This window comes from Psychroflexus tropicus DSM 15496, from assembly GCF_000378765.1.
Classification (GTDB): domain Bacteria; phylum Bacteroidota; class Bacteroidia; order Flavobacteriales; family Flavobacteriaceae; genus Psychroflexus; species Psychroflexus tropicus.
Map to the genome: position 1 here is coordinate 277195 of NZ_KB905345.1, position 21002 is coordinate 298196.

Consider the following 21002-nt stretch of genomic DNA (forward strand, 5'->3'; position numbering starts at 1 on the left):
TTTTGTTCTAATCTTGATTTTTTAATCCATTTCAATTAGAACTTCATTTTTACTTACTGTACCTCCCTTATTCACGTGAACGGTTTTGATGGTAGCATCTCTGGGAGCCAAAATAGAATTCTCCATTTTCATGGCTTCTAAGACCAGTAAGTTATCCCCTTCTTTCACCTCATCGCCTTCCTCAACAGCCACTTCCAAAATCACTCCTGGCATGGGAGCCTTTACTTCATTGATGACTTGATTAGCCGACAATGAAAGGCCCATATCTTTTATCAAAACATCCAGTTCGTTAGAAATTTCGACCTTATATAGATTAGAATTAATTTTAATAGTGTAGGTCCTATTCAAAAAATCAGACTCCATGAGTTCTGAACTGACAGATTTATCGTTGACGAGCAGGTGGTAAAGACCAGAAGATGTTTCCTGAACATCTAAACTTTCAATTTGGTCTTGATTAAATTCAAATTCATGCTCATCATTTACTTTAGCTTTAAGCAAATGTTTCATGTTTATTATGTTTGTGCGTAAATATAAAAGATTTTCTATGCTTTTACCTCCTCAAAAAGAAATCAAATAAATTCTGTTAATAGCTGAGCTTAAAAAGAACGCATTTACAAACAATCCAATAATTGAACAGATTGATAATACAAGTGATTAGTTATATTTGTAGTCTATAAATTCAGTCAATGCAACACGATAACCTCCCCGTAAAACCTTATGCAGAAAAATTTGGAGTGCTTTTTGGAGGCTATTCCATCTTAATTTTGGTTTTGCTTTATCTCTTCAACTATGAGCAAAATACTGCTATTTCACTAATGAATTTTGCCATTACAGTAGGTATTGTTTGGTATGCAATTCATCTGTATAAAAATGACAATGAGGGCCGACTTGACCTTATGACCTCTATTAAATTAAGCTTAGCTATAGGAGTTCTGGGCGGTATTTTATACGCAGGATATACTTATGTTCATTATGAATTTGTACAGCCGGAATTTATTGAAAGCATGAAGTCTGATATGGATGCAGAAATTCAAGCTGAAATTGAAAAACAACAAATGAGTGAAGAAGAAGCTGAAATGACTAAAAATGTATCTGGTGTCTTTGCCTCGCCTTTTGTACTAGCTACCATAGCCTTACTTTCTATTATTTTTAAAACCTTTTTAGTAGGGCTGATCATCGGTTTGGTAAAGCGAAACAATTAAAATTTATGGATCTATCCATCATTGTCCCTCTGCTTAATGAGTCAGAATCCTTGAACGAACTACATAACTGGATCAAATCGGTTATGGAGGAACATCATTTCAAATATGAAATCATTTTCATCAACGATGGAAGTACAGATAATTCCTGGGAACTCATCCAGTCCTTAGCTCAAGAATCCATTGCCGTAAAGGGTATAAATTTTAAAAAAAATTACGGTAAATCTCAGGCTCTACACGCAGGATTCATAGAAGCTCAAGGCGATGTTGTCATTACTATGGATGCAGATTTACAGGATAATCCTGAAGAAATCCCCGAACTCTTTAAATTGATTAAAGAAGAAAGCTACGATCTGGTTTCGGGGTGGAAGAAAAAAAGATATGATTCTGTGCTGTTCAAAAATTTACCCTCAAAACTTTTTAATAAAGCTGCCCGATGGACTTCTGGACTTAAATTGCATGATTTTAATTGCGGGTTGAAAGCCTATAGATTAGAAGTGGTTAAATCTATTGATGTTAATGGAGAAATGCATCGGTATATACCAGTTTTAGCTAAACAGGCTGGTTTTAATAAAATCGATGAAAAGGTAGTAAAACATCAAGCAAGGAAATATGGGAAAACCAAATTTGGAGCAGAGCGTTTCATAAATGGATTTCTAGACTTAGTAACACTGTGGTTTTTTGCAAGATTTGGCAAACGGCCAATGCATTTATTTGGTGCTATTGGGGTGCTTATGTTTTTTGTTGGATTTTTATCGGCAATTTGGATTGGTGCTTCCAAACTCTATAAATTATGGAATGGTCTGCCAAATATTTTAGTAGTAGATAATCCATGGTTTTACATAGCTTTAAGCTCTATGATTATTGGTGTTCAAATGTTTTTAGCTGGCTTTTTGGGCGAGTTACTATTGAGAACTAAACGACAACATAAACGCTATCAAATTTCAGAAAAAATTTAAAATATATTAAAATGAGTTCTATCCTAGATAAAGCTAAATCTTGGCTATCCAACACATTCGATAACAACACTGTTGAAGAAGTTAGATCTTTAATGGACAACAACCCTAAAATGCTGGAGGAAAGTTTTTTTCAAAATTTAAGTTTTGGAACTGGTGGAATGCGCGGGGTGATGGGTGTGGGAACCAACAGAATAAATAAATATACTTTAGGAAAGAATACACAAGGAATTTCGAATTATTTGAAATCTGTGTTTCCCGATGAAAAGTTGAAGGTCGTCATTGCTTACGATTGTAGACATAACAGCAAAAAATTTGCTCATCAGGTGGCCGACGTATTTTCGGCCAACGGAATACATGTTTATATTTTTCCAGAATTAAGACCTACTCCCCTTTTATCTTATTCTGTAAGACATCTTGAATGTCAGTGTGGAATTATGCTTACCGCGAGTCACAATCCTCCAGAGTACAATGGTTATAAAGTATACTGGGAAGATGGCGGGCAGTTGGTACCCCCACAGGACAAGGAAATTATTTCAGAAATCAATAGTTTAGACTTTACAGATATTAATTTTGAAGGAAATTCTGAATTGATAACTGTTTTAGATAGTTCTGTTGAAGATGCTTACATTAAAAAAGCGGTTGAAAAGGTAAGTTTTGATTTATCCGCTAATATCAAAAGTGATCTAAATATTACCTTCACATCTTTGCACGGTACAGCGATTACCACTGTTCCAAAATTACTGGATAAAGCAGGTTATACCAACCTTCATTTGGTTGAATCTCAGTCTGAACCTGATCCAGATTTTTCAACTGTAAAATCTCCAAATCCCGAGGAGCCCGAAGCTTTGGAATTGGCGATACAACTTGCCAAAGAAAAAGGAAGCGATTTGGTTATTGGAACCGATCCTGATGCCGATAGGCTTGGTGTAGCTGTAAGAGACAAAAGTGGAGAGCTAAGCCTGCTTAATGGAAATCAGACCATGGTACTGATGACTTGGTTCTTACTTGACAAAATGAAAAAAAATGATAGCCTTAACGACTCTCACTTCGTTGCTTCTACAATAGTTTCAACCCCCTTGATGAAAGTTTTAACTGAAGCTTACGGAGTTAAGTATATGGAGAGTCTTACAGGTTTTAAGTGGATCGCAAAACTCATTAAGGATCATCCAAGCCAAAATCACATTGGGGGTGGAGAAGAAAGCTTTGGCTACATGGTTGGTGATTTCGTAAGAGATAAGGATGCCAACACAGCAATTTTATTGGTCTGTGAAATGGCCGCTGAGCTTAAAGCTAACGGCACTTCGGTCTTCGAGAAGCTTATAGAAATTTATAAAGATCATGGTTTCTTTAAGGAACACCTCGTATCTCTTGTAAAGAAAGGCATTGAAGGAGCAGAAGAAATCAAAGAGAAAATGATTCAGCTTAGAAATAATCCACCAAAAGAAATTGCTGGCGAGAAAGTGGTTCTCGTTGAAGATTATCTGAGCTCAAAGGCTGAGAATTTACAGACCCATGAGACCTATGATATTGAAATTCCGAAGTCAAACGTTTTGATTTTTTATACCGAAAACGGAACAAAAGTCGCAGCAAGACCTAGCGGAACAGAGCCTAAAATAAAGTTTTACATCAGTGTAAATACTACACTATCTCAAACTTCAGATTTTGAAAAGGTAGAACAAGTTTTAGATTCCAAAATAAAAGAAATACAAACAGACTTAGGATTGACTGAATAAATCGTATGACATACTTCAAAAAGATTATCCGCTTTGCGAAACCCTATAAACACTATGCAATATTGAACATTATTGCCAATGTGTTCTACGCCCTGTTCAGTGCGCTTTCGTTTATAGCCTTAATACCAATGCTAGATGTTCTGTTCAAAGGTAAAGATGCTGAAAAGATTACGGAACCGCCAGTATACGAGGGAATAGGAAAAGCTAAAGATTACTTTAAAGACTATTTATCCTTTCAGGTTAATGAAATTGCACAGGATGATGCCTCGATGGCCTTAGTGTTGGTCATTAGTTTGGTCATTATTTTATTTTTTCTTAAAAATATATCCAATTACATCGCTATGTATTTCATTACCTTTTTAAGAAATGGAGTACTTAAAGATTTGAGAAACGCCTTGTATAAAAAAACCATCGAGCTTCCTTTATCTCACTATTCTGAAAAGCGTAAAGGAGACACCATTGCAAGAGTTACCAGTGACGTCTTAGAAATACAACATTCTTTTTTATCCATTTTAGAATTGATAGTAAGAGAACCCTTAACCATTTTATTCACCATAGGGGCGATGTTATTCATCAGTGTCGAGTTAACTATATTTGTGTTCATTTTTATTCCTATCTCTGGTTTTATCATTTCACTGATCGGAAAATCCTTGAAGAAGAAATCAGACAAAGTTCAGCAGGAACAAGGCACGTTTTTATCGATCCTTGAAGAAACCCTTGGAGGTTTAAAAATCATTAAAGGTTTCAATGCAGAATCTATCTTTTATAATAAATTCAAAGCTTCAACTCAGAATTTTTACAACTTCTCAAATTCACTTTTAAATCGACAAAATCTGGCTTCACCAGCAAGTGAATTTTTAGGAATTACTGTAATTGCTGTTTTATTGTGGTATGGAGGAAGAATGGTATTGCTAGAAGGTAGTCTAGATGGAAGTACATTCATCGCCTATATGGGATTGGCCTATAACATTTTGACGCCTGCAAAAGGAATTTCAAAAGCTTCGTATAATGTAAAAAAAGGTAATGCAGCCGCAGAACGTGTTCTTGATATTTTAGAAACTGAAAATACCATTCAGGATGACATCAATGCGAAAAAAAAGGAAGATTTTAACTCAGAGTTGACTTTAAAAAATATTTCCTTTAAATACGAACAAGAATATGTGCTGAAAAATTTTAATGCAACCGTCAAGAAAGGAAAAACCATTGCTTTAGTCGGTCAATCGGGAAGTGGTAAGTCTACCATCGCAAACCTGGTGACTCGATTTTATGATCTAGAAGAAGGTGAGATTAAAATTGACGGCGTCAATATCAAAAAAATAAAACAAAGTTCATTAAGGAATTTAATGGGTCTGGTCACTCAAGATTCAATTCTTTTTAATGACACAGTCAAAGAGAATCTAAAGATTGGGAAGCCGGATGCTTCTGATGACGAATTATTTGAAGCACTGAAAATTGCAAATGCGTTCGACTTTGTCATGACTTTACCCAAAGGCCTGGACACGAATATTGGAGATAGCGGAGGAAAATTGAGTGGAGGCCAAAAGCAAAGAATTTCTATTGCTAGAGCTGTGCTAAAAAATCCTCCAATTATGATTCTGGATGAAGCTACATCTGCATTAGATACCGAAAGTGAACAGCTGGTCCAAAAGGCCTTAGAAAACATGATGCAAAACAGGACTTCAATTGTGATTGCCCACCGATTATCTACCATCAAAAATGCTGATAACATTTTAGTGATGCATCAGGGAGAAATTGTGGAACAGGGAAAACATGATAAGTTGATGTCTGCTGATGGTATATATAGAAAGTTGGTTAATATGCAATCTTTTGAATAAGTAGTTTTGAAAGAACAGGAAATCATAGAGAATTTACAAAAAGGAATCAAGACTGATGAATCCTTTCAGGCTCTTATTTCTGAACACAAAGTAAGATTATACTGGCATATCAGAACCTTAGTGAAGATTCACGAAGACTCCGACGACGTTTTACAAAATACATTTATCAAAGTTTATAAAAACATCAAATCCTTTAAAGGGGAAAGCAAACTCTTTAGCTGGATGTACCGTATAGCAACCAACGAATCGATTACATTTTTGAATAAGAAGGCTAAGAAAATGAAACTGTCAGACCAGGAATTAAATGATTATCTTATAGATTCTTTAGAAAGTGACGTCTATTTTGAAGGGAATGCCATTCAACTTCAACTGCAAAAAGCAATAGAAACTCTTCCTGAGCAGCAAAAGATAGTGTTTAATATGAGATACTTTGAAGAAATACCTTACGAAGAAATGTCGGAAATACTAGATTCCAGTGTAGGCGCGCTAAAGTCTAACTACCACCATGCCAGAAAGAAAGTTGAAAAATTTTTGAAAGAGGGTTAAACCTTTAATATATAAGCAAGTCTAATTAGTGATGAAAGCATCTAAAAACACAAAAGAAAATAAACTGGGATTTAAGGTGCCTAAAGGTTATTTTGAATCTTTAGAAGCTTCAGTACTTAATGAAGTTAAGACTGATCATATGACAAAAAAATCTGGATTTAAAGTCCCTAAAACTTACTTTTCAGATTTTAATGTCGATATGCCGGTTGAGGCGAACGATGTTAAGCTTATACCTTTTAATCCATGGAAAAAATGGGTTGCAGCAGCCTCTATTGTTGTTGCTGCTGTTACAGGTGCATTTTATATTGATAGTATTAGTGTAGAAAAAAACATTCAATTTTCTGATTTGGACAATGACATGATTGAGCGTTATTTAGAATACAATCTAGAATCTCCAGACGAATTTATCGACTATAATTCTACCTCGATAAAAAAGAATTTGGAGTCCAATATTTCTGAATTAGATGATGAAGATATTTTTGAATACTTAGATGATAAACTTGAAGAACAAGACTATAATAATGAAGATTAAACACTTTTTAATTCTGCTGATGGCTTTTTGCTTCAGTCAGATCGGGATGGCTCAAAATTCTGAGGCAGAAAAGATAGAACAGCTTAAAATTGCTTTTTTCACTGAAGAACTCAACTTGTCCACTAGTGAAGCCAAGCGCTTTTGGCCTGTGTATACCAAATACAACAAAAAATACGATAAGCTGAGATCTAATGAATGGGAATCGATCAAGTCGAGATTAAGCAAGGTAAAGTCACTTTCCGAGTCAGAATCGCAGGCTTTACTTCAAGACTACATGGCGTATAAGAGGTCTCGTGTAGAATACAGGGAAGAATTTGTAGAAAGCTTAAAAGACGTCATTACTCCAAAGCAAATTATGATGCTTAAAAAAGCAGAGTACGACTTCAATAAAAAACTTTTGAAACAATATCAATCTGACAAGTCATCTAAAGACTAAATATCTATTTTTGCAGATTAAATTATAATCATGCGCTTACATAGAAATTTAGTTTTCGCCGTCATAGACACCTTACACCTCATCTTTAACGAAGGCAAATACGCTGACAAAGAGATATCTAACACCTTAAAAAGAGATAAACGCTGGGGTTCCAGAGATAGAGGCTTCATTGCCGAAACGACTTACGATATTGTAAGATGGAAAAGACTTTACTCTGAAATTGCAGATGTAAATGAACCGTTCTCCAGACCAAATCTTTTTCGATTATTTACCGTATGGGCAACCTTGAGAGGTATCGAAATACCGGATTGGAAACAGTTTGAAGATACGCCTACCAGACGAATAAAAGGTCGCTTCGATGAATTGTCTAAAATCACAAAATATTCTGAATCTATCCCTGACTGGATGGATGAGCTAGGTCGCAAAGAACTAGGTAAACTATGGGAGGAAGAAATTAAAGCCCTGAATGAGCAAGCCAAAGTAATTTTAAGAACTAATACACTAAAAGTCACTCCGAAGAAGCTTCAAATACAATTAGACGAAGAATTTATTCCAACAAAACCCATAAAAGGCTATCCAGAAGCGCTTGAATTGTATGAAAGGGCAGATGTATTTAAAACTGATGCTTTTAAAAAGGGCTATTTTGAAGTTCAGGATGCCTCTTCTCAAAAAGTGGCTCATGCCCTCAACCTAGAGCCAGGAATGCGGGTCATTGATGCTTGTGCAGGAGCAGGAGGAAAATCCTTACATATGGCCGCACTGATGCAGAATAAAGGACAAGTTATTGCTATGGATATTTTCTCCAACAAGCTGAAAGAATTGAAGCGCAGAGCTAAACGTGCCGGAGCACATAATATAGAAACTCGTCTAATTGACTCTACTAAAGTCATCAAAAAATTGAATGAGTCTGCAGATAGAGTCCTTATTGATGCACCGTGTACTGGTTTAGGTGTATTAAGACGTAACCCAGATGCCAAATGGAAATTGTCCCCAGAATTCTTAGCTGATATTAAGAAAAAACAGCAACAGCTACTTCAAAACTACAGTAAAATGCTAAAGCCTGGAGGATTACTTGTATATGCCACTTGCTCAGTTTTACCTTCAGAAAATCAACTTCAGGTACAAGAGTTTTTAAATTCAGAATCGGGCGATGGTTTTCAACTTCAAAAGGACGAAAAAATACTAGCTCACAAATCGGGTTTCGACGGTTTTTATTTTGCTGTTCTCAAAAAATCTAAATAAATGAAAAACAGCCTTATCCTCCTCTTCGTTTTGTCTTTCACCCTGGGTTTCTCTCAAGCTCCAGAAGGATACTACTCCAACACCCAAGGACTCAATGGATTTCAACTAAAAAGTGCCTTGAAGGTTTGCATTGATGATATAGATGATTTTAATGGATTTCCGATCCATCAGGATCAAGGATATGCTGCCCTGTATGATGCCTATGCCACAGAAAACAGTGGAGATACCGATGATTATTTTGAAGAAGATGGTACAGTATTAGACATGTATTCTGAAATTATAGCCGGTGCGGATGATTATAATTATGAGCATTTTCAAAATAATTGCGGAAATTATTCAGATGAAGGAGATTGCTACAATCGAGAGCATTTAGTACCACAGTCCACCTTCAATAGTGCCTCTCCAATGCGAAATGATTATTTTCATGTGGTACCTTCGGACGGAGCAGTAAACGGAGCAAGAGGCAGTTTTCCCTTTGGTGAGGTCACCAATCCAACTTACACATCTTCAAATGGCTCTAAAAGAGGTCCCAATGTTTTTCCTGGGTATTTAGGTATTGTTTTTGAACCCATAGATGAATTTAAAGGAGATATCGCCAGATCTGTCTTATACTTTGCTATTAGGTATGAAGATGAATTTAATTCTAGCTGGAGTAGCAATCAGGTCCTGGCTGACAATCCACAAGATTTTTTTGTGGAATGGTATATCAACCTATTGGTCTCATGGCATCTCCAGGACCCGGTTAGTCAAAGGGAGATCGACAGAAATAATAATGGATTCCAATTCCAGTCAAACAGAAATCCTCTCATTGATCATCCAGAGTTTGTACTTAGGATCTGGGGAGATTTTATGGATGATGAGGCTCCAACCCCGCCAACAAATCTGCAGGCCAATCAAATCACAAATTCAAGTGTTGAGCTTTCATGGACACCATCAGAAGATAATGTAGCCGTTGCTAGATATATAATAGAACAGGACGATGTAGAGATAGGAACCTCTCCATCAAATCAGTCAAATTTTACGGTTGAAGACTTAAATGCAGAAACACTTTATAATTTTAGAGTTTATGCTGTAGATCAGGGCGATAATTTTTCGGAGTACAGTAACGAAATTGAAATAACGACTTTAGCAGATCCTAATTATCTTATAAACGAAGATTTCGATGACTGTGAAAATGGGATAGATCATTTTGTATCTATCAGCGAGGTAAGCAGTCTCAATTGGGGATGTGTTCCTACTTTTGGAGAAAATGGTTCAGGAGGATACCAGATGAATGGATTTCTAGGAGGACAAGTCCAAAGTTTAGATTGGCTCATCACGAGTCATCCATTAAATTTTGATATCTATGAGCAGGAAAGATTGAGCCTATGGGCTGCTGCTTCCTTTGGAAACTCAAAGCTTGAACTTCTCTATTCTACAGCTTACAATGGAAATGAAAATCCGTCAAATTTTGAATGGCAAGAAATCCCCAATATCAATATACCTCGTCACCCAGAAGGCGATAATTCGCTATTTACATATGAAGCACAATCAATTGATATTTCAGAACTAAGTGGAGAAAACGTATATGTTGCCTTTAGATACAATACAACCAATGGAGATGAAGCAACACGATGGACTATCGATAACTTCAGTATTACTGGAGAAAGCCTATTATCAAATGCTGAATTCGAAGAACAATTTGATTTTACTTTGTATCCAAATCCAAGTGAAAGTGGACGCTTTTATCTGAATTTTTCATCCACAGGTCTCAAATCTATTAAAGTTTATGATATCGCTGGAAAAGAAGTCTTCAGTAAAACTACTTATCAAAAGCGATACATGGCTAATCTTAGTCAACTGCCAAAAGGAATTTATTTTATAAAAATTAATCAAGATTTAAATTCAAAAGTCAAACGATTAATTTTAAACTAAAAAAGACCAGATAAATCTGGTCTTTTTGATTTGATATTAAAGGCTATTTTAGTTTTTCTTCATAGGATTATTGCCAGTCTGCATTTTCATCATCATACCTTGCAACTTTTGCTGTAATTCTGGATTTTTTTGAACCTGCGCCCCTATGTCCTGAAATTGTTGAAGAGTTAAACCCTTTTCTTTCAATTTATTCTCCATTTTTTCTTGAGAACTTTTTTGAATTTCCTGGATTTTAGTCATGGCTGCTTTTTGTTGCTCCATTTCTTCTTCTGTCGCCTCTACATCCTTTTCCGGATCCATATCAGCTTCATAAATTTCATTAAAGCGTTCTGGAGATAAACCTTCTTTCTCTATTGCTTCAACCATTTCTTGCTGTATGGCTTGATTGGACATTTGAACACTTTGGTAAGCTTCTGCAAATTTTTTCAATTGAGCATCAGTTACTTGTTCTTGAGCTTGGGCTGAAACGGCAAATACAGTAAATAAAAATATGCCGAATGTTGAAATTGCTTTTTTCATGATTTAATTATTAAGATTTGTTGCAATATTGCTATTTTTTAAAAGCCTCCCAAATGAATAGATATATTATTAGAGGGTTTAACTATAAACTTCTAAACTTTATCAAAGTTTTAATGTTTTAGCCTCATTCCAAAACTTATCCATTTCTGATAGACTCATCTTAGATAAATCTAAGTTATGCTCTTTAGCCTTCTTCTCTAGGTATTGAAATCTTGAGATAAATTTCTTATTAGTCCTTTCCAGAGCGGTTTCGGGATCTACCTTGAGAAATCGTGCATAGTTGATCATCGAAAATAAAACATCTCCAAATTCACTTTCTATTTTGTCCTGCTGATTTTGGTTAACTTCTTCCTGTAGTTCTGAGAGTTCCTCCTCAACCTTTTCAAAAACTTGCTCTGGCTTTTCCCAATCAAAACCTACGCCTGCGACTTTATCCTGAATTCTACTTGCTTTAATAAGTGCTGGTAGTGATTTTGGAACTCCACTCAACACACTCTTATTCCCTTCTTTTAGCTTAAGCTTTTCCCAATTTACTTTGACCTGATTTTCATCTTCAGCTTTCACATCTCCGTAAATATGTGGGTGTCGATTAATTAATTTTTCGCATAAAGCATTTATGACCTCTGCGATATCAAAATCCTTCGTTTCACTTCCTATTTTTGAATAAAATACTATATGTAACAATACATCTCCGAGCTCTTTTTTAATTTCAGTGGAATCCTTGTCTAAAATGGCATCTCCCAGTTCATAAACCTCTTCCATTGTAAGATTCCGTAAAGATTCCATGGTTTGCTTTTTGTCCCAAGGGCATTTTTCTCTAAGCTCGTCCATGATATCTAAAAGTCGTTCAAAAGCCTTAAGTTGTTTTGATCTTGAATACATGTTTTTATTTTAAAGGTAAGGGTTTCAACTAAAAAACCCTCCGAGTTTTTCTCAAAGGGTTTCAATTTATTTAAATAGTATCAGTTGCTACTTTGCTTTTTCAGAATCATCACTAGCCTCCTCTGCTTTCGGATCTGAAAAATCAGTGATTTCTTTAGAAATCAATAAATTATACCATTGTATTACTTTTTTAATGTCAGAAGGATAGACTCTATCTTCATCATATTCTGGAAGGACCTCACTAAAATAATCTGTGAGTTCGTTTTTTGATGATTTATGATTTATAGCTTGTTTTCCTTCTTCTTTATCATAGATTTTTTGAAAAACTTCTCTAAGTGGTATTTCTTCAGTATAAGTATAAATAGCAATTTCACTAAGAATACTCACATTATTTCTCATACTCACTGGAATCTTTTTACCGTCTACTAATGATTGAGCTAGAAAACCTCCTCTCGTTTGAGCTTTAAGTTCAAAAAGTCCAGGTTTTCCAGAAATAGATAATACTTTGTCAAGTTTCATTTAGTATAGTTTTTTGGCTGGCAAATATGCAATTTGTTTAAAATATAGAATAGGTTTAGCGCATTTTTTTAGCTAACGGATATTTCATTTTATAGCCTACGTCAATTTTACCTTTTGTAATATTTGTAAGTCTGCTTTTGATCAATCGCTTTTTTAAATTTGAAATTCTATCGGTAAACAGTATACCTTCAATATGATCATATTCGTGCTGAACAACTCTTGCAGGAAGACCATTCAGCACTTCAGTTTTTTCAACAAAATTTTCGTCGACGTAGTTAATTTTGATTTCAGGTTTTCTGAAAATATCCTCATGTACATCAGGAATACTCAAGCATCCTTCATTAAAATCCCAATCAATACCGTGTTCTTCTACAATTTCAGGATTTATAAACACACGCTTGAAGGATTCTAATTCTTTGACTTCTTCCTCACTTAAGTTTTCATCCTGAGCGAAAGGTTTTGCATCAATAACAAAAAGGCGAATGGATAAGCCTATTTGAGGTGCTGCCAACCCAACCCCATTAGCATTATACATGGTTTCAAACATGTCTTCAATGAGCTGGTCCAATTCTGGATAATCATTTGAAATTTCTTTCGCTTTTTTCTTTAAGACTGGAGAACCATAGGCAACAATTGGTAATATCATGATCTCAATTTTGTATCTGTGAAAATTTCCCTTTTAAACTGATCTACAAAAATACAGGTTTTATTTCTTTTCAATTTAAGAAATGAAAAATTTAAACGCGCCTTTTAGTTGAGGTAATTCTGAAGTAGTATGGTAGCACTAATTTCATCTACAAGTGCTTTATTTTTTCTTTGTTTCTTTTTCAGCCCAGAATCTATCATCGTTTGAAAGGCCATCTTAGAGGTAAATCGTTCGTCTAGTCTTTCGATCTTAAGCTTGGGAAATAAGGATTGAATATCCTCTATAAAAAACAAGATATTTCTTTCGAGTTGCATGGGTTTTCCGTCGGTAAATTTAGGTTGACCAACTACCAGAGTGTCAATATTTTCAGATTTAATAATTGCCTTTAATTCATCCATCAATAGCCTGGTATCTATAGTTTTTAAGCCTGAGGCTATCATTTTCATTTCATCAGAAATAGCGATACCCGTTCGTTTGATACCAAAATCTAAGGCTAATACTTTAGTCTTCATAATATTATTTGAGATGCAAATATAAGCTATGATTCGTCATTTTGAATTTGACCATAAACATTATCTTCGCAAAAAAAGCAAGATGAAAGATTTAAAAGATAAAATAGAAAAAGCCTGGGATAATCGCGAATTGCTGAAAGAACAGGAAACCATAAACGCTATACGTTCAGTCGTTGCGAAATTGGATAGTGGTGAGCTTCGATGTGCAGAGCCGACTACTGATGGCTGGCAGGTGAACGAATGGGTTAAAAAAGGGGTTGTACTCTATTTCCCTATCCAAAAAATGGAAACTTTGGAAGCAGGAATTTTTGAGTATCATGATAAAATGCCTCTTAAAAAAGGCTACAAAGAAAAAGGGATTCGTGTAGTGCCAAATGCTGTTGCGAGACATGGTGCCTACATTTCCAGTGGAGTTATCATGATGCCTAGTTACGTCAATATAGGAGCTTATGTAGATGAGGGCACCATGGTAGACACCTGGGCAACAGTAGGAAGTTGTGCCCAAATTGGTAAAAATGTCCATCTTTCTGGAGGCGTTGGCATCGGCGGGGTTTTAGAACCTTTACAAGCCGCACCCGTCATTATTGAAGATAATGCCTTTTTAGGATCAAGAAGTATCGTCGTTGAAGGTGTACGAGTGGAAAAAGAAGCTGTTTTAGGCGCAAATGTTGTCATGACTGCATCAACCAAAATCATAGATGTGACAGGAGATGAACCCAAAGAAATGAAAGGAGTGGTCCCAGCAAGATCTGTTGTGATTCCAGGAAGCTACACCAAAACCTTCCCTGCTGGAGAATTTAATGTGCCTTGTGCCTTAATTATTGGAAAAAGAAAAGAAAGCACCAATAAAAAGACATCCTTGAACGATGCTTTACGGACTTATGATGTAGCAGTTTAAGCTTATAGCTTAAAGATTGAAGAAGATGAAAATTTTAGTCATTCAGCAAAAGATGATTGGAGACGTGCTCGTCTCCAGTCTTATTTGCGAAAATCTAAAACTAAATTACCCTAAGGCCGAAGTACATTATTTAGTGAACAGGTTTACAATTCCTGTTATTAAAAATCATCCTTATATCGATAAAATCGTAGTTTTTGAAGATGAATACAGGTCGGATAAACTCGCTTTATATAGATTTTTAAAACAAATCCGGCATTCTAATTATGATGTCGTTATCGATGCCTATGGAAAATTAGAGAGTAATTTGATCACTCTTTTTTCTGGGGCTCAGACTAAAATCGGATGGGAAAAAAATTATACAAAGCTGCTTTACACTGAGACCGTAAACATTTCAAGCGAATCTAAGTTAGGGTTGGGTTCTGCCATCGAAAACAGACTTAATCTAGTGAAAAGTTACAGAAATTCTGCTATCCATTCTACTCGACCTCAAATACATTTAACCCCTCTCGAGCTAGAATCTGCAAGGCAAAAATTAGCTGAATTTTCTAAAACTGGAGGACGTGATTTCCTGATGATCAGTGCACTTGGAAGTCAGCCAGAAAAGACTTATCCTCTGGCTTACATGGCTAAGGTTTTGGATTTTATAGCAGATGATACCGATGCTTTAATGATCTTAAATTATATGCCTCAGCAAAAAGAGGACATCACCAGGCTTTATGATCTCTGTCAGCCAGCCACTCAAAAGCAAATCATTAGGAACTTCGAAGTTGGTGGATTAAGGGAATTCTTGGCTGTGACCAAATTTTGCAAAGCAGTCATCGGAAATGAAGGAGGAGCTACAAATATGGCCAAAGCATTGAATGTTCACACATTTTCTATTTTTTCGCCCTGGATTGATAAGCAGGGGTGGAATGGGTTTGAGAGTGAAAACTTAAAACACGTCTCTGTCCATTTGGAAGATTTTAAGCCTGAATACTTTAGGGATACTAAATTTAAAGAGCTCAAAAAGAAAAGCGATGACTTGTATTTAAAATTTAAGGCAGAATTTATAATAAAAATATTGAAGCCTTTTTTAAATACACTAATAGCTGGTTAACAATAAAAATAAATTAGGAGCAAATTAAAATAAGTTTTATATTCGCTTAAAACATTTAATCTTTTTATTATGAAAACAACATTCAACCATTGTTTAAAAACAATTCTGTTCTTTACGGCGATCACTTTTTTAAGTTGCTCAGATGAGGAACCAACTTATGAGAGCGAACCATATCAAGATGTAGAACAGGAAATTTCAATTGTGAAATTTGAAACGTTTGATGAATTTAATGCACTTATAGATGAGTTAAGTAACATAAGTGAAGACGAATTAGAATTTTGGATTGAGCAAAATAATCCTGATGCATTGTACCATTCTAAAAAAAATACAGAAAAACTCAATGATCTTCCTGAATCATATTTAGCGATTTTAAATTCTGAAAATGAATTTAAAATTGGAAATAAGACACTTTGGCTTTACGAGGAAAAATTATACGAATTTGAGCAGGGACAAAATAAAAAAGATTTGAAATTGAATGTTAAGGATTTAAAACCAGTAGGCGAAATTATTGTCAAAATTCATGGAAATGATCCTAAAACAACCATCGTTGGACAAGGGCAATTAAATGCGAAATATAAACATGAATTTAATGGTTATCAATATAAAGATTGCTCTAACAATTTAAGAAATATTAATGCAAAATTTATTTATGTTCATGAATTGATGTCCGTAGAATCTGGTCTACATGCGACTGCAAGATATTCCAGACTATATTTACGAGTTAAGTTAGAATGGAGAGGTCGAAAAAAGTGGAAACCTGCTGGAGAACCAAGAAATATAAGTGTAAACTTGTACCTACATGACACAAAACTATCGTTTTACAATAACGGTATCCCTAGCATTTCATTGGTTTACGACCCAAGTAGCGTGAACGTATCATTTGATTGTTCAGGCGATAGAACAATTTTGCTTAAAACTTCTGATAGCTATGGAATAGGAGCTGGTTCTCCAAGATGGATAGTAAATACAACTGGATCTATTGCCCAAGAATTTCATGGAGGATATTATTATTGGAGCCATTTTGCAAATTGGTAAGCGAACCAATTAATTCATAATTAACGATCTGCCTCATTCATATGGGGCAGATTTTCTTTATAGTACTTATAATTATTCATTACTCTTAAGACTTTATATGTAATGAGTGATGAAAACTGCCAAAATGGCCTTTTTACTTCTCTAATTATTTTTTTAAACTTGATCAATTTTTTATTCTGTATAGTTGTTCCACCAACTAAATCATCACAATGAGTTACATAAGTTTTTGCAGTATTATAGATTCTCACATTGTGTATATTTACTTCTTGAAGTAAGATGTCAATTGGAGCTTCATACTTATATAACTTGGTGTGTAGTTTTGTTGCTGCATGTTTTCCCAAAATCTGACCAGTAGTACCTCTTGGTGGAACTGCAAATAACCTGAGGCCTTTATTTTCAATAATTAATGAAAAGCCTTTTTTCCCTGAAATATCTACAAAATCATTTGTTGTTATTGACTTTAGGATGTCGTGTATCTCATCAAAAAAACTATGCTCTATCTTAACATCATCCTCAAATATGATTGCATAATCTTCTTTTTGTTTTGATATTATTTCAAATAGATCAAAATAAGATTTGATCAATCCTATTTCACCAAAATTTAAAGAGGGAAAGTGTTTTATTAACTTATGTTGTCCTTTAGCTTTATAAATAAATCTAGAATCAAGTGACTTACCATCAACAGCAGTAAACCTTTCAAAATTAACATCGAATTTAGAGAGTTGAGATTCCATAAACGACCTCCGCTCTTGGCTTCTATCCAAATTAATAAAATAAATTTTGAAACTTACCAAGATAAAAGGTGTTTAGGAAAAATTAGACTTGTTAATTATAATAAGAATTTTTTCGGCTTTCAAACAATTATATTCACCAAATACTACGATTCAAAAATAATTTATTTTGAAAGTTATCAAATCAATTCATGAAATATTATTTTAAAGTGAACATTATTTTACATTTGTAGCTTGTATTTTACTAATCGACCTAATCTGTTATGCCTAAAATTTCGGCACTTATCATCACATTAAACGAAGCTAATAACATCGGTTTCCTCATAGAAAATCTAAGTTTTGCAGATGAGATTATTGTGGTAGACTCCTATTCAGAGGATAAAACAGTTAGCATCGCAGAGTCCTATCCAAACGTAAAGGTTTTCCTCAAACAATTTACAGATTTTACGACCCAGAGAAATTTTGCTCTAGAGAAGGCCAACCATGAGTGGATTTTGTTTATGGATGCAGATGAAAGACTTACAGATCCTCTTATAGCCGAAATACAGGCTACTGTTAACCAAAATTCCACAGCAGACGCCTATTATTTTTACAGAAAATTTATGTTTAAGGGTAAGCCTTTACACTTTAGTGGATGGCAAACCGATAAAAACATAAGACTTTTTAAAAGAAATAAAGCCACCTATACCTCACAACGGTTAGTTCACGAAGTGCTAAAAGTAGAGGGTGAGGTGTCTTATTTGAAACATAAGTTAATCCACTACTCTTATAGTAGCTATGCCTCCTATAAGAGTAAAATGATCAATTATGCCCAATTGAAAGCTAAGGAGCTTCATCAAAAAGGGGTAAAACCAAATGCATTTCATTATTTTATCAAGCCTACCTACAAGTTTTTATATGATTTTATAATAAGAGGTGGTTTTTTAGATGGCAAGAAGGGAATAATTATTTGTTACCTGAATGCCTTAAGCGTTTATAAACGATATCCTTATTTGAAACAACTTTCAAAACAGTGATTTCAATTTCTTTTTCCGTTCTTGCTTGAGATGAAACTTTCGTTGAAATTCTGAAGTATAATCCCACATGAGTTCAAACACTTCAGACTTTGGTTTTTTGATAAGTTTCGCATATTCATCACTCATGATCTCCACCATTTCTTTCTTAGGAGTTAGTCTTCTGAAATTATACATCCGTTGGTCAAAATTCAGAGGTTTAAACTTCATTCTATTGAGGTCCACAAGTGAAAATTTAATATCATTCTCTTGAAAAAATATTAAAGTATTCCCAGGAGAGTGATCCTGAAATTCAACTTGGTGTTCATGAAGCTGAAAGGTGAATCTTGTAAATGATCTAAGAATTTCTTCATGTCTAGGATAATCGGGTGAATGAACAAGATCTCTATAGGTTAAGTCTGGTGTAGTATGTTCACTTATATAGAAAGACTTTCCAAAACCAAGACCTTGACTAAATTCAAAAAAAGCAATAGGCTCAGGAGTACCGATTCCTTTTTCCTTTAAAAGAGTAGCATATTCAAAAGATCGTCTGGCTTTCGACTTGCGGAAATACTGATAGGCGATTTGATTGATAAGGTTAGGAACTTTAAAGGATTTGATGTTTAAAAGAAGTCCTTCAAATTCAACTGTCTTTATAATGTTTCTATCTCCATTTCCAAATACAATTCCAACATCATCAAACTGATTAATCAGCTCAGAAAGCTTACTTTTAAACTCAAAATAAGAAGGATTGCATTTAAAATTCATTGGTGATATTTAAATTTCAAATTTAAAACCTATAAGTGGTCAAAACACCAACTCAATCTTTTTTTTTTAACGATTTTAGTATTTTAAAATTAAATCGATGAATCCTTATCCTAAATGTAGCTTGATCACACCCACTTATAACTGGCCAGAAGCATTAGAATTACTTTTAAAAAGTGTAATTAAGCAAAGTATACTCCCCGATGAAGTCATCATTGCTGATGATGGCTCTAGAAAGGAAACTACTGAATTAATAAATAGATTTCAAGAAAACTTTCCTATACCTCTCATTCACGTATGGCATGATGATAAGGGCAACAGAAAGCCCAGAATCATGAATAAAGCTATTGCTAGAGCAAAATTTGATTATATCATTGAAATAGATGGAGATATCATTATGAATAAATATTTCATTCAAGACCATCTTTATTTTGCTCAAAAAGGATATTATTTATATGGCTCTAGAGTTAATATTCAAAAAGAGTTTTTACCAACTCTATTTAGAAATCAAATTCTAAAATTTAACTTTTTATCAAGAGGTATAAAAAAAAGAGGCAGGACACTAAGGTTTCCATTGTTAGCAAAACAAATAAAACCCGTTGAAGTGCGCTCTAGTAAATTGAGAGGGTGCAATATGTCATTTTGGAGATCTGATTTTATAAAAGTAAATGGTTTTAATGAAGAACTTGTTGGCTGGGGAATTGATGATTCTGAAATGATACAGAGATTACATAACATAGGTATTAAAGGAAAACGATTGAAATTTGCAGGTATAGCTTACCATATATACCATAAAGAGCAATCTAAATCTCATATCGAAATCAATCTCGAAATTGAAAAGCAAACTATCGAAGACAAATTAGTTTATGCTGAGAAGGGAATAGATGAATTCTTGTAACTCTATTTCAGACTATTGTATAAATCTAAGACTTTTTTTGCCTTAATTTTAGATGAATAATTATCTTCAATGAGCTTTTTATTCGAATCGAGTTTCTTTTTAAGTTTTTCTGGGAACTTATAAATCTCTAAAAGTCTTATAACAATTTCATTAGGATCCATGTTTTCCACTATATAACCATTAACACTATCTTCGATTAATTCTTGAGTAATGCCCACAGATGTAGTTACAACTGGAGTTTTCATAAAGAAAGCCTCCAGTATTGAAGTTGGCCCTCCTTCTCTCTCTGATGTAAGGAGAAATACGTCAAAATATTGATTCAATAAAAATGCATTTTCAAATTCTCCTTCAAAAGTAAAGAATTCATTAAGCTTTAGTTCATCGATTTTAAATTTAAGTTCTGCTGTTAATTTAGAAAACCTTCCTACTTGTATAAATTTAATATCTTTAATATTAAGGCTATTAATGATTATGTCTGCTATATCTATAAATAAATCTAAATTTTTAGCTGAAGTATGATTAGCAATATTACCAACGATAAAATAATTTTTATAATCAAATGGAACATGTCTGAGTTTATGTTCATTCATTAAGCTAATATCTATTGCGTCATTAATTACAATATTTTTACTTCTATTTTTATGAGATAATTGTTCTGAAAATTTTTCAGCGACAAAATCTGATACACATATTATTCTATCAATTATTTTTGAGTTGTATTTAATCTTACTGAACAAAGAAGAGCTACTTCCCATCCCTTTTTTTTCAAAAATAATTTTAGGATTAATCTTATAAAAAAGAGATGTATAATAAGTTAGATTTAATGCATCGCTTGTATGTAAATGAATTATGTGTGGTTTAATTTTTTGTAATTCGTCGTAAAAGTGTTTACAATTTTTTTGAGATTTTAATTTATCCTTTTTTGATAAAATTATTTCACAAAGATTTGAATCAAGAAATCCAATAAGCTTTGAACTTTTAACAGTATACAAATAATGTTTTATTTTTTCATGTTTCAAATTTTTTAAAAGATCTAGAAGCTGTTGTTCATTTCCTCCCCAAACTTTAGCTCCTGAAACATGAATAACTTTGATCATAAGTTTTGAATTTTTA

The 21002-nt window shown here is 34.0% G+C and carries 23 protein-coding genes; 14 read left to right on the forward strand and 9 right to left on the reverse strand.

Going from position 1 to position 21002, the window contains the following annotated elements:
* Nucleotides 1-21: 21 nt before the first annotated feature.
* Nucleotides 22-507: an acyl-CoA carboxylase biotin carboxyl carrier protein subunit gene (locus F598_RS15740; protein WP_019039367.1), complete on the reverse strand. Its 486-nt coding sequence runs from the start codon at nucleotides 505-507 to the stop codon at nucleotides 22-24.
* A gap of 179 nt (nucleotides 508-686) precedes the next feature.
* Between F598_RS15740 and F598_RS0112305 the strand changes: the two genes are divergently transcribed.
* The 9 genes from F598_RS0112305 to F598_RS0112345 are packed head-to-tail and all read left to right on the forward strand — an operon-like array spanning nucleotide 687 to nucleotide 10396.
* Nucleotides 687-1202, forward strand: a complete 516-nt coding sequence (locus F598_RS0112305) for a DUF4199 domain-containing protein (RefSeq protein WP_019039368.1) — start codon at nucleotides 687-689, stop codon at nucleotides 1200-1202.
* Between the two features lie 5 nt (nucleotides 1203-1207).
* Nucleotides 1208-2158, forward strand: coding sequence for a glycosyltransferase family 2 protein (locus tag F598_RS0112310; RefSeq protein ID WP_019039369.1), 951 nt, complete (start codon nucleotides 1208-1210; stop codon nucleotides 2156-2158).
* An 11-nt stretch (nucleotides 2159-2169) separates the two neighbouring features.
* Nucleotides 2170-3891, forward strand: coding sequence for a phospho-sugar mutase (locus F598_RS0112315; RefSeq protein WP_019039370.1), 1722 nt, complete (start codon nucleotides 2170-2172; stop codon nucleotides 3889-3891).
* A 5-nt stretch (nucleotides 3892-3896) separates the two neighbouring features.
* Nucleotides 3897-5726 (forward strand): ABC transporter ATP-binding protein, encoded by a 1830-nt coding sequence (locus F598_RS0112320; protein ID WP_026302706.1) that lies wholly within the window; start codon nucleotides 3897-3899, stop codon nucleotides 5724-5726.
* 6 nt (nucleotides 5727-5732) lie between these two features.
* Nucleotides 5733-6272: an RNA polymerase sigma factor gene (locus F598_RS0112325; protein WP_019039372.1), complete on the forward strand. Its 540-nt coding sequence runs from the start codon at nucleotides 5733-5735 to the stop codon at nucleotides 6270-6272.
* A 31-nt stretch (nucleotides 6273-6303) separates the two neighbouring features.
* Nucleotides 6304-6804: a hypothetical protein gene (locus F598_RS0112330; protein WP_019039373.1), complete on the forward strand. Its 501-nt coding sequence runs from the start codon at nucleotides 6304-6306 to the stop codon at nucleotides 6802-6804.
* Nucleotides 6794-7240, forward strand: a complete 447-nt coding sequence (locus tag F598_RS0112335; RefSeq protein WP_019039374.1) for a hypothetical protein — start codon at nucleotides 6794-6796, stop codon at nucleotides 7238-7240. Before F598_RS0112330 ends, F598_RS0112335 begins: the two co-directional genes overlap by 11 nt.
* A 30-nt stretch (nucleotides 7241-7270) precedes the next feature.
* The gene (locus tag F598_RS0112340; protein WP_019039375.1) at nucleotides 7271-8482 is read left to right on the forward strand and encodes an RsmB/NOP family class I SAM-dependent RNA methyltransferase; all 1212 of its coding nucleotides are present in this window, start codon (nucleotides 7271-7273) and stop codon (nucleotides 8480-8482) included.
* Nucleotides 8483-10396 carry an endonuclease gene (locus tag F598_RS0112345; RefSeq protein WP_019039376.1) on the forward strand — a complete coding sequence of 638 codons (1914 nt, stop codon included), beginning with the start codon at nucleotides 8483-8485 and terminating at the stop codon, nucleotides 10394-10396.
* A gap of 48 nt (nucleotides 10397-10444) precedes the next feature.
* Here the strand turns inward: F598_RS0112345 and F598_RS0112350 are convergent, their stop codons facing one another.
* From F598_RS0112350 to ruvX, 5 genes are all read right to left on the reverse strand, one after another.
* Nucleotides 10445-10915 (reverse strand): DUF4168 domain-containing protein, encoded by a 471-nt coding sequence (locus F598_RS0112350; RefSeq protein ID WP_019039377.1) that lies wholly within the window; start codon nucleotides 10913-10915, stop codon nucleotides 10445-10447.
* Nucleotides 10916-11017: 102 nt separating this feature from the next.
* Complete coding sequence (gene mazG / locus F598_RS0112355; RefSeq protein WP_019039378.1) at nucleotides 11018-11797, reverse strand: nucleoside triphosphate pyrophosphohydrolase; 780 nt, start codon at nucleotides 11795-11797, stop codon at nucleotides 11018-11020.
* An 87-nt stretch (nucleotides 11798-11884) separates the two neighbouring features.
* Nucleotides 11885-12316: a DUF5606 family protein gene (locus tag F598_RS0112360; RefSeq protein ID WP_019039379.1), complete on the reverse strand. Its 432-nt coding sequence runs from the start codon at nucleotides 12314-12316 to the stop codon at nucleotides 11885-11887.
* Between the two features lie 55 nt (nucleotides 12317-12371).
* Nucleotides 12372-12962: a peptide deformylase gene (gene def / locus F598_RS0112365; RefSeq protein ID WP_019039380.1), complete on the reverse strand. Its 591-nt coding sequence runs from the start codon at nucleotides 12960-12962 to the stop codon at nucleotides 12372-12374.
* Nucleotides 12963-13066: 104 nt separating this feature from the next.
* Nucleotides 13067-13474, reverse strand: a complete 408-nt coding sequence (gene ruvX, locus F598_RS0112370) for a Holliday junction resolvase RuvX (protein ID WP_019039381.1) — start codon at nucleotides 13472-13474, stop codon at nucleotides 13067-13069.
* Nucleotides 13475-13556: 82 nt separating this feature from the next.
* Here ruvX and F598_RS0112375 point away from each other — a divergent pair, with 82 nt between their 5' ends.
* From F598_RS0112375 to F598_RS0112385, 3 genes are all read left to right on the forward strand, one after another.
* A complete protein-coding gene (locus F598_RS0112375; protein ID WP_026302707.1) occupies nucleotides 13557-14372 on the forward strand; it encodes a 2,3,4,5-tetrahydropyridine-2,6-dicarboxylate N-succinyltransferase in 816 nt (271 codons plus the stop codon).
* 25 nt (nucleotides 14373-14397) lie between these two features.
* A complete protein-coding gene (locus tag F598_RS0112380) occupies nucleotides 14398-15468 on the forward strand; it encodes a glycosyltransferase family 9 protein (protein ID WP_019039383.1) in 1071 nt (356 codons plus the stop codon).
* A gap of 69 nt (nucleotides 15469-15537) precedes the next feature.
* Nucleotides 15538-16503 (forward strand): hypothetical protein, encoded by a 966-nt coding sequence (locus F598_RS0112385; protein WP_019039384.1) that lies wholly within the window; start codon nucleotides 15538-15540, stop codon nucleotides 16501-16503.
* 20 nt (nucleotides 16504-16523) lie between these two features.
* Here F598_RS0112385 and F598_RS14625 read toward each other — a convergent pair whose 3' ends face one another.
* Entirely contained in the window at nucleotides 16524-17297 is a 774-nt protein-coding gene (locus F598_RS14625) for a glycosyltransferase family 25 protein (RefSeq protein WP_281163582.1), read from the reverse strand.
* 200 nt (nucleotides 17298-17497) lie between these two features.
* On the opposite strand from F598_RS14625, the gene F598_RS0112395 reads away from it, so the two are divergent.
* A complete protein-coding gene (locus F598_RS0112395; protein ID WP_019039387.1) occupies nucleotides 17498-18250 on the forward strand; it encodes a glycosyltransferase family 2 protein in 753 nt (250 codons plus the stop codon).
* Here the strand turns inward: F598_RS0112395 and F598_RS0112400 are convergent.
* Nucleotides 18239-18994, reverse strand: coding sequence for a lipopolysaccharide kinase InaA family protein (locus F598_RS0112400; protein WP_019039388.1), 756 nt, complete (start codon nucleotides 18992-18994; stop codon nucleotides 18239-18241). The genes F598_RS0112395 and F598_RS0112400 overlap by 12 nt on opposite strands.
* 97 nt (nucleotides 18995-19091) lie before the next feature.
* Between F598_RS0112400 and F598_RS0112405 the strand changes: the two genes are divergently transcribed.
* The gene (locus tag F598_RS0112405) at nucleotides 19092-19889 is read left to right on the forward strand and encodes a glycosyltransferase family 2 protein (RefSeq protein WP_019039389.1); all 798 of its coding nucleotides are present in this window, start codon (nucleotides 19092-19094) and stop codon (nucleotides 19887-19889) included.
* 2 nt (nucleotides 19890-19891) lie between these two features.
* On the opposite strand, the gene F598_RS0112410 is transcribed toward F598_RS0112405, so the two are convergent.
* Complete coding sequence (locus F598_RS0112410; RefSeq protein ID WP_019039390.1) at nucleotides 19892-20986, reverse strand: glycosyltransferase family 4 protein; 1095 nt, start codon at nucleotides 20984-20986, stop codon at nucleotides 19892-19894.
* Nucleotides 20987-21002: the final 16 nt, after the last annotated feature.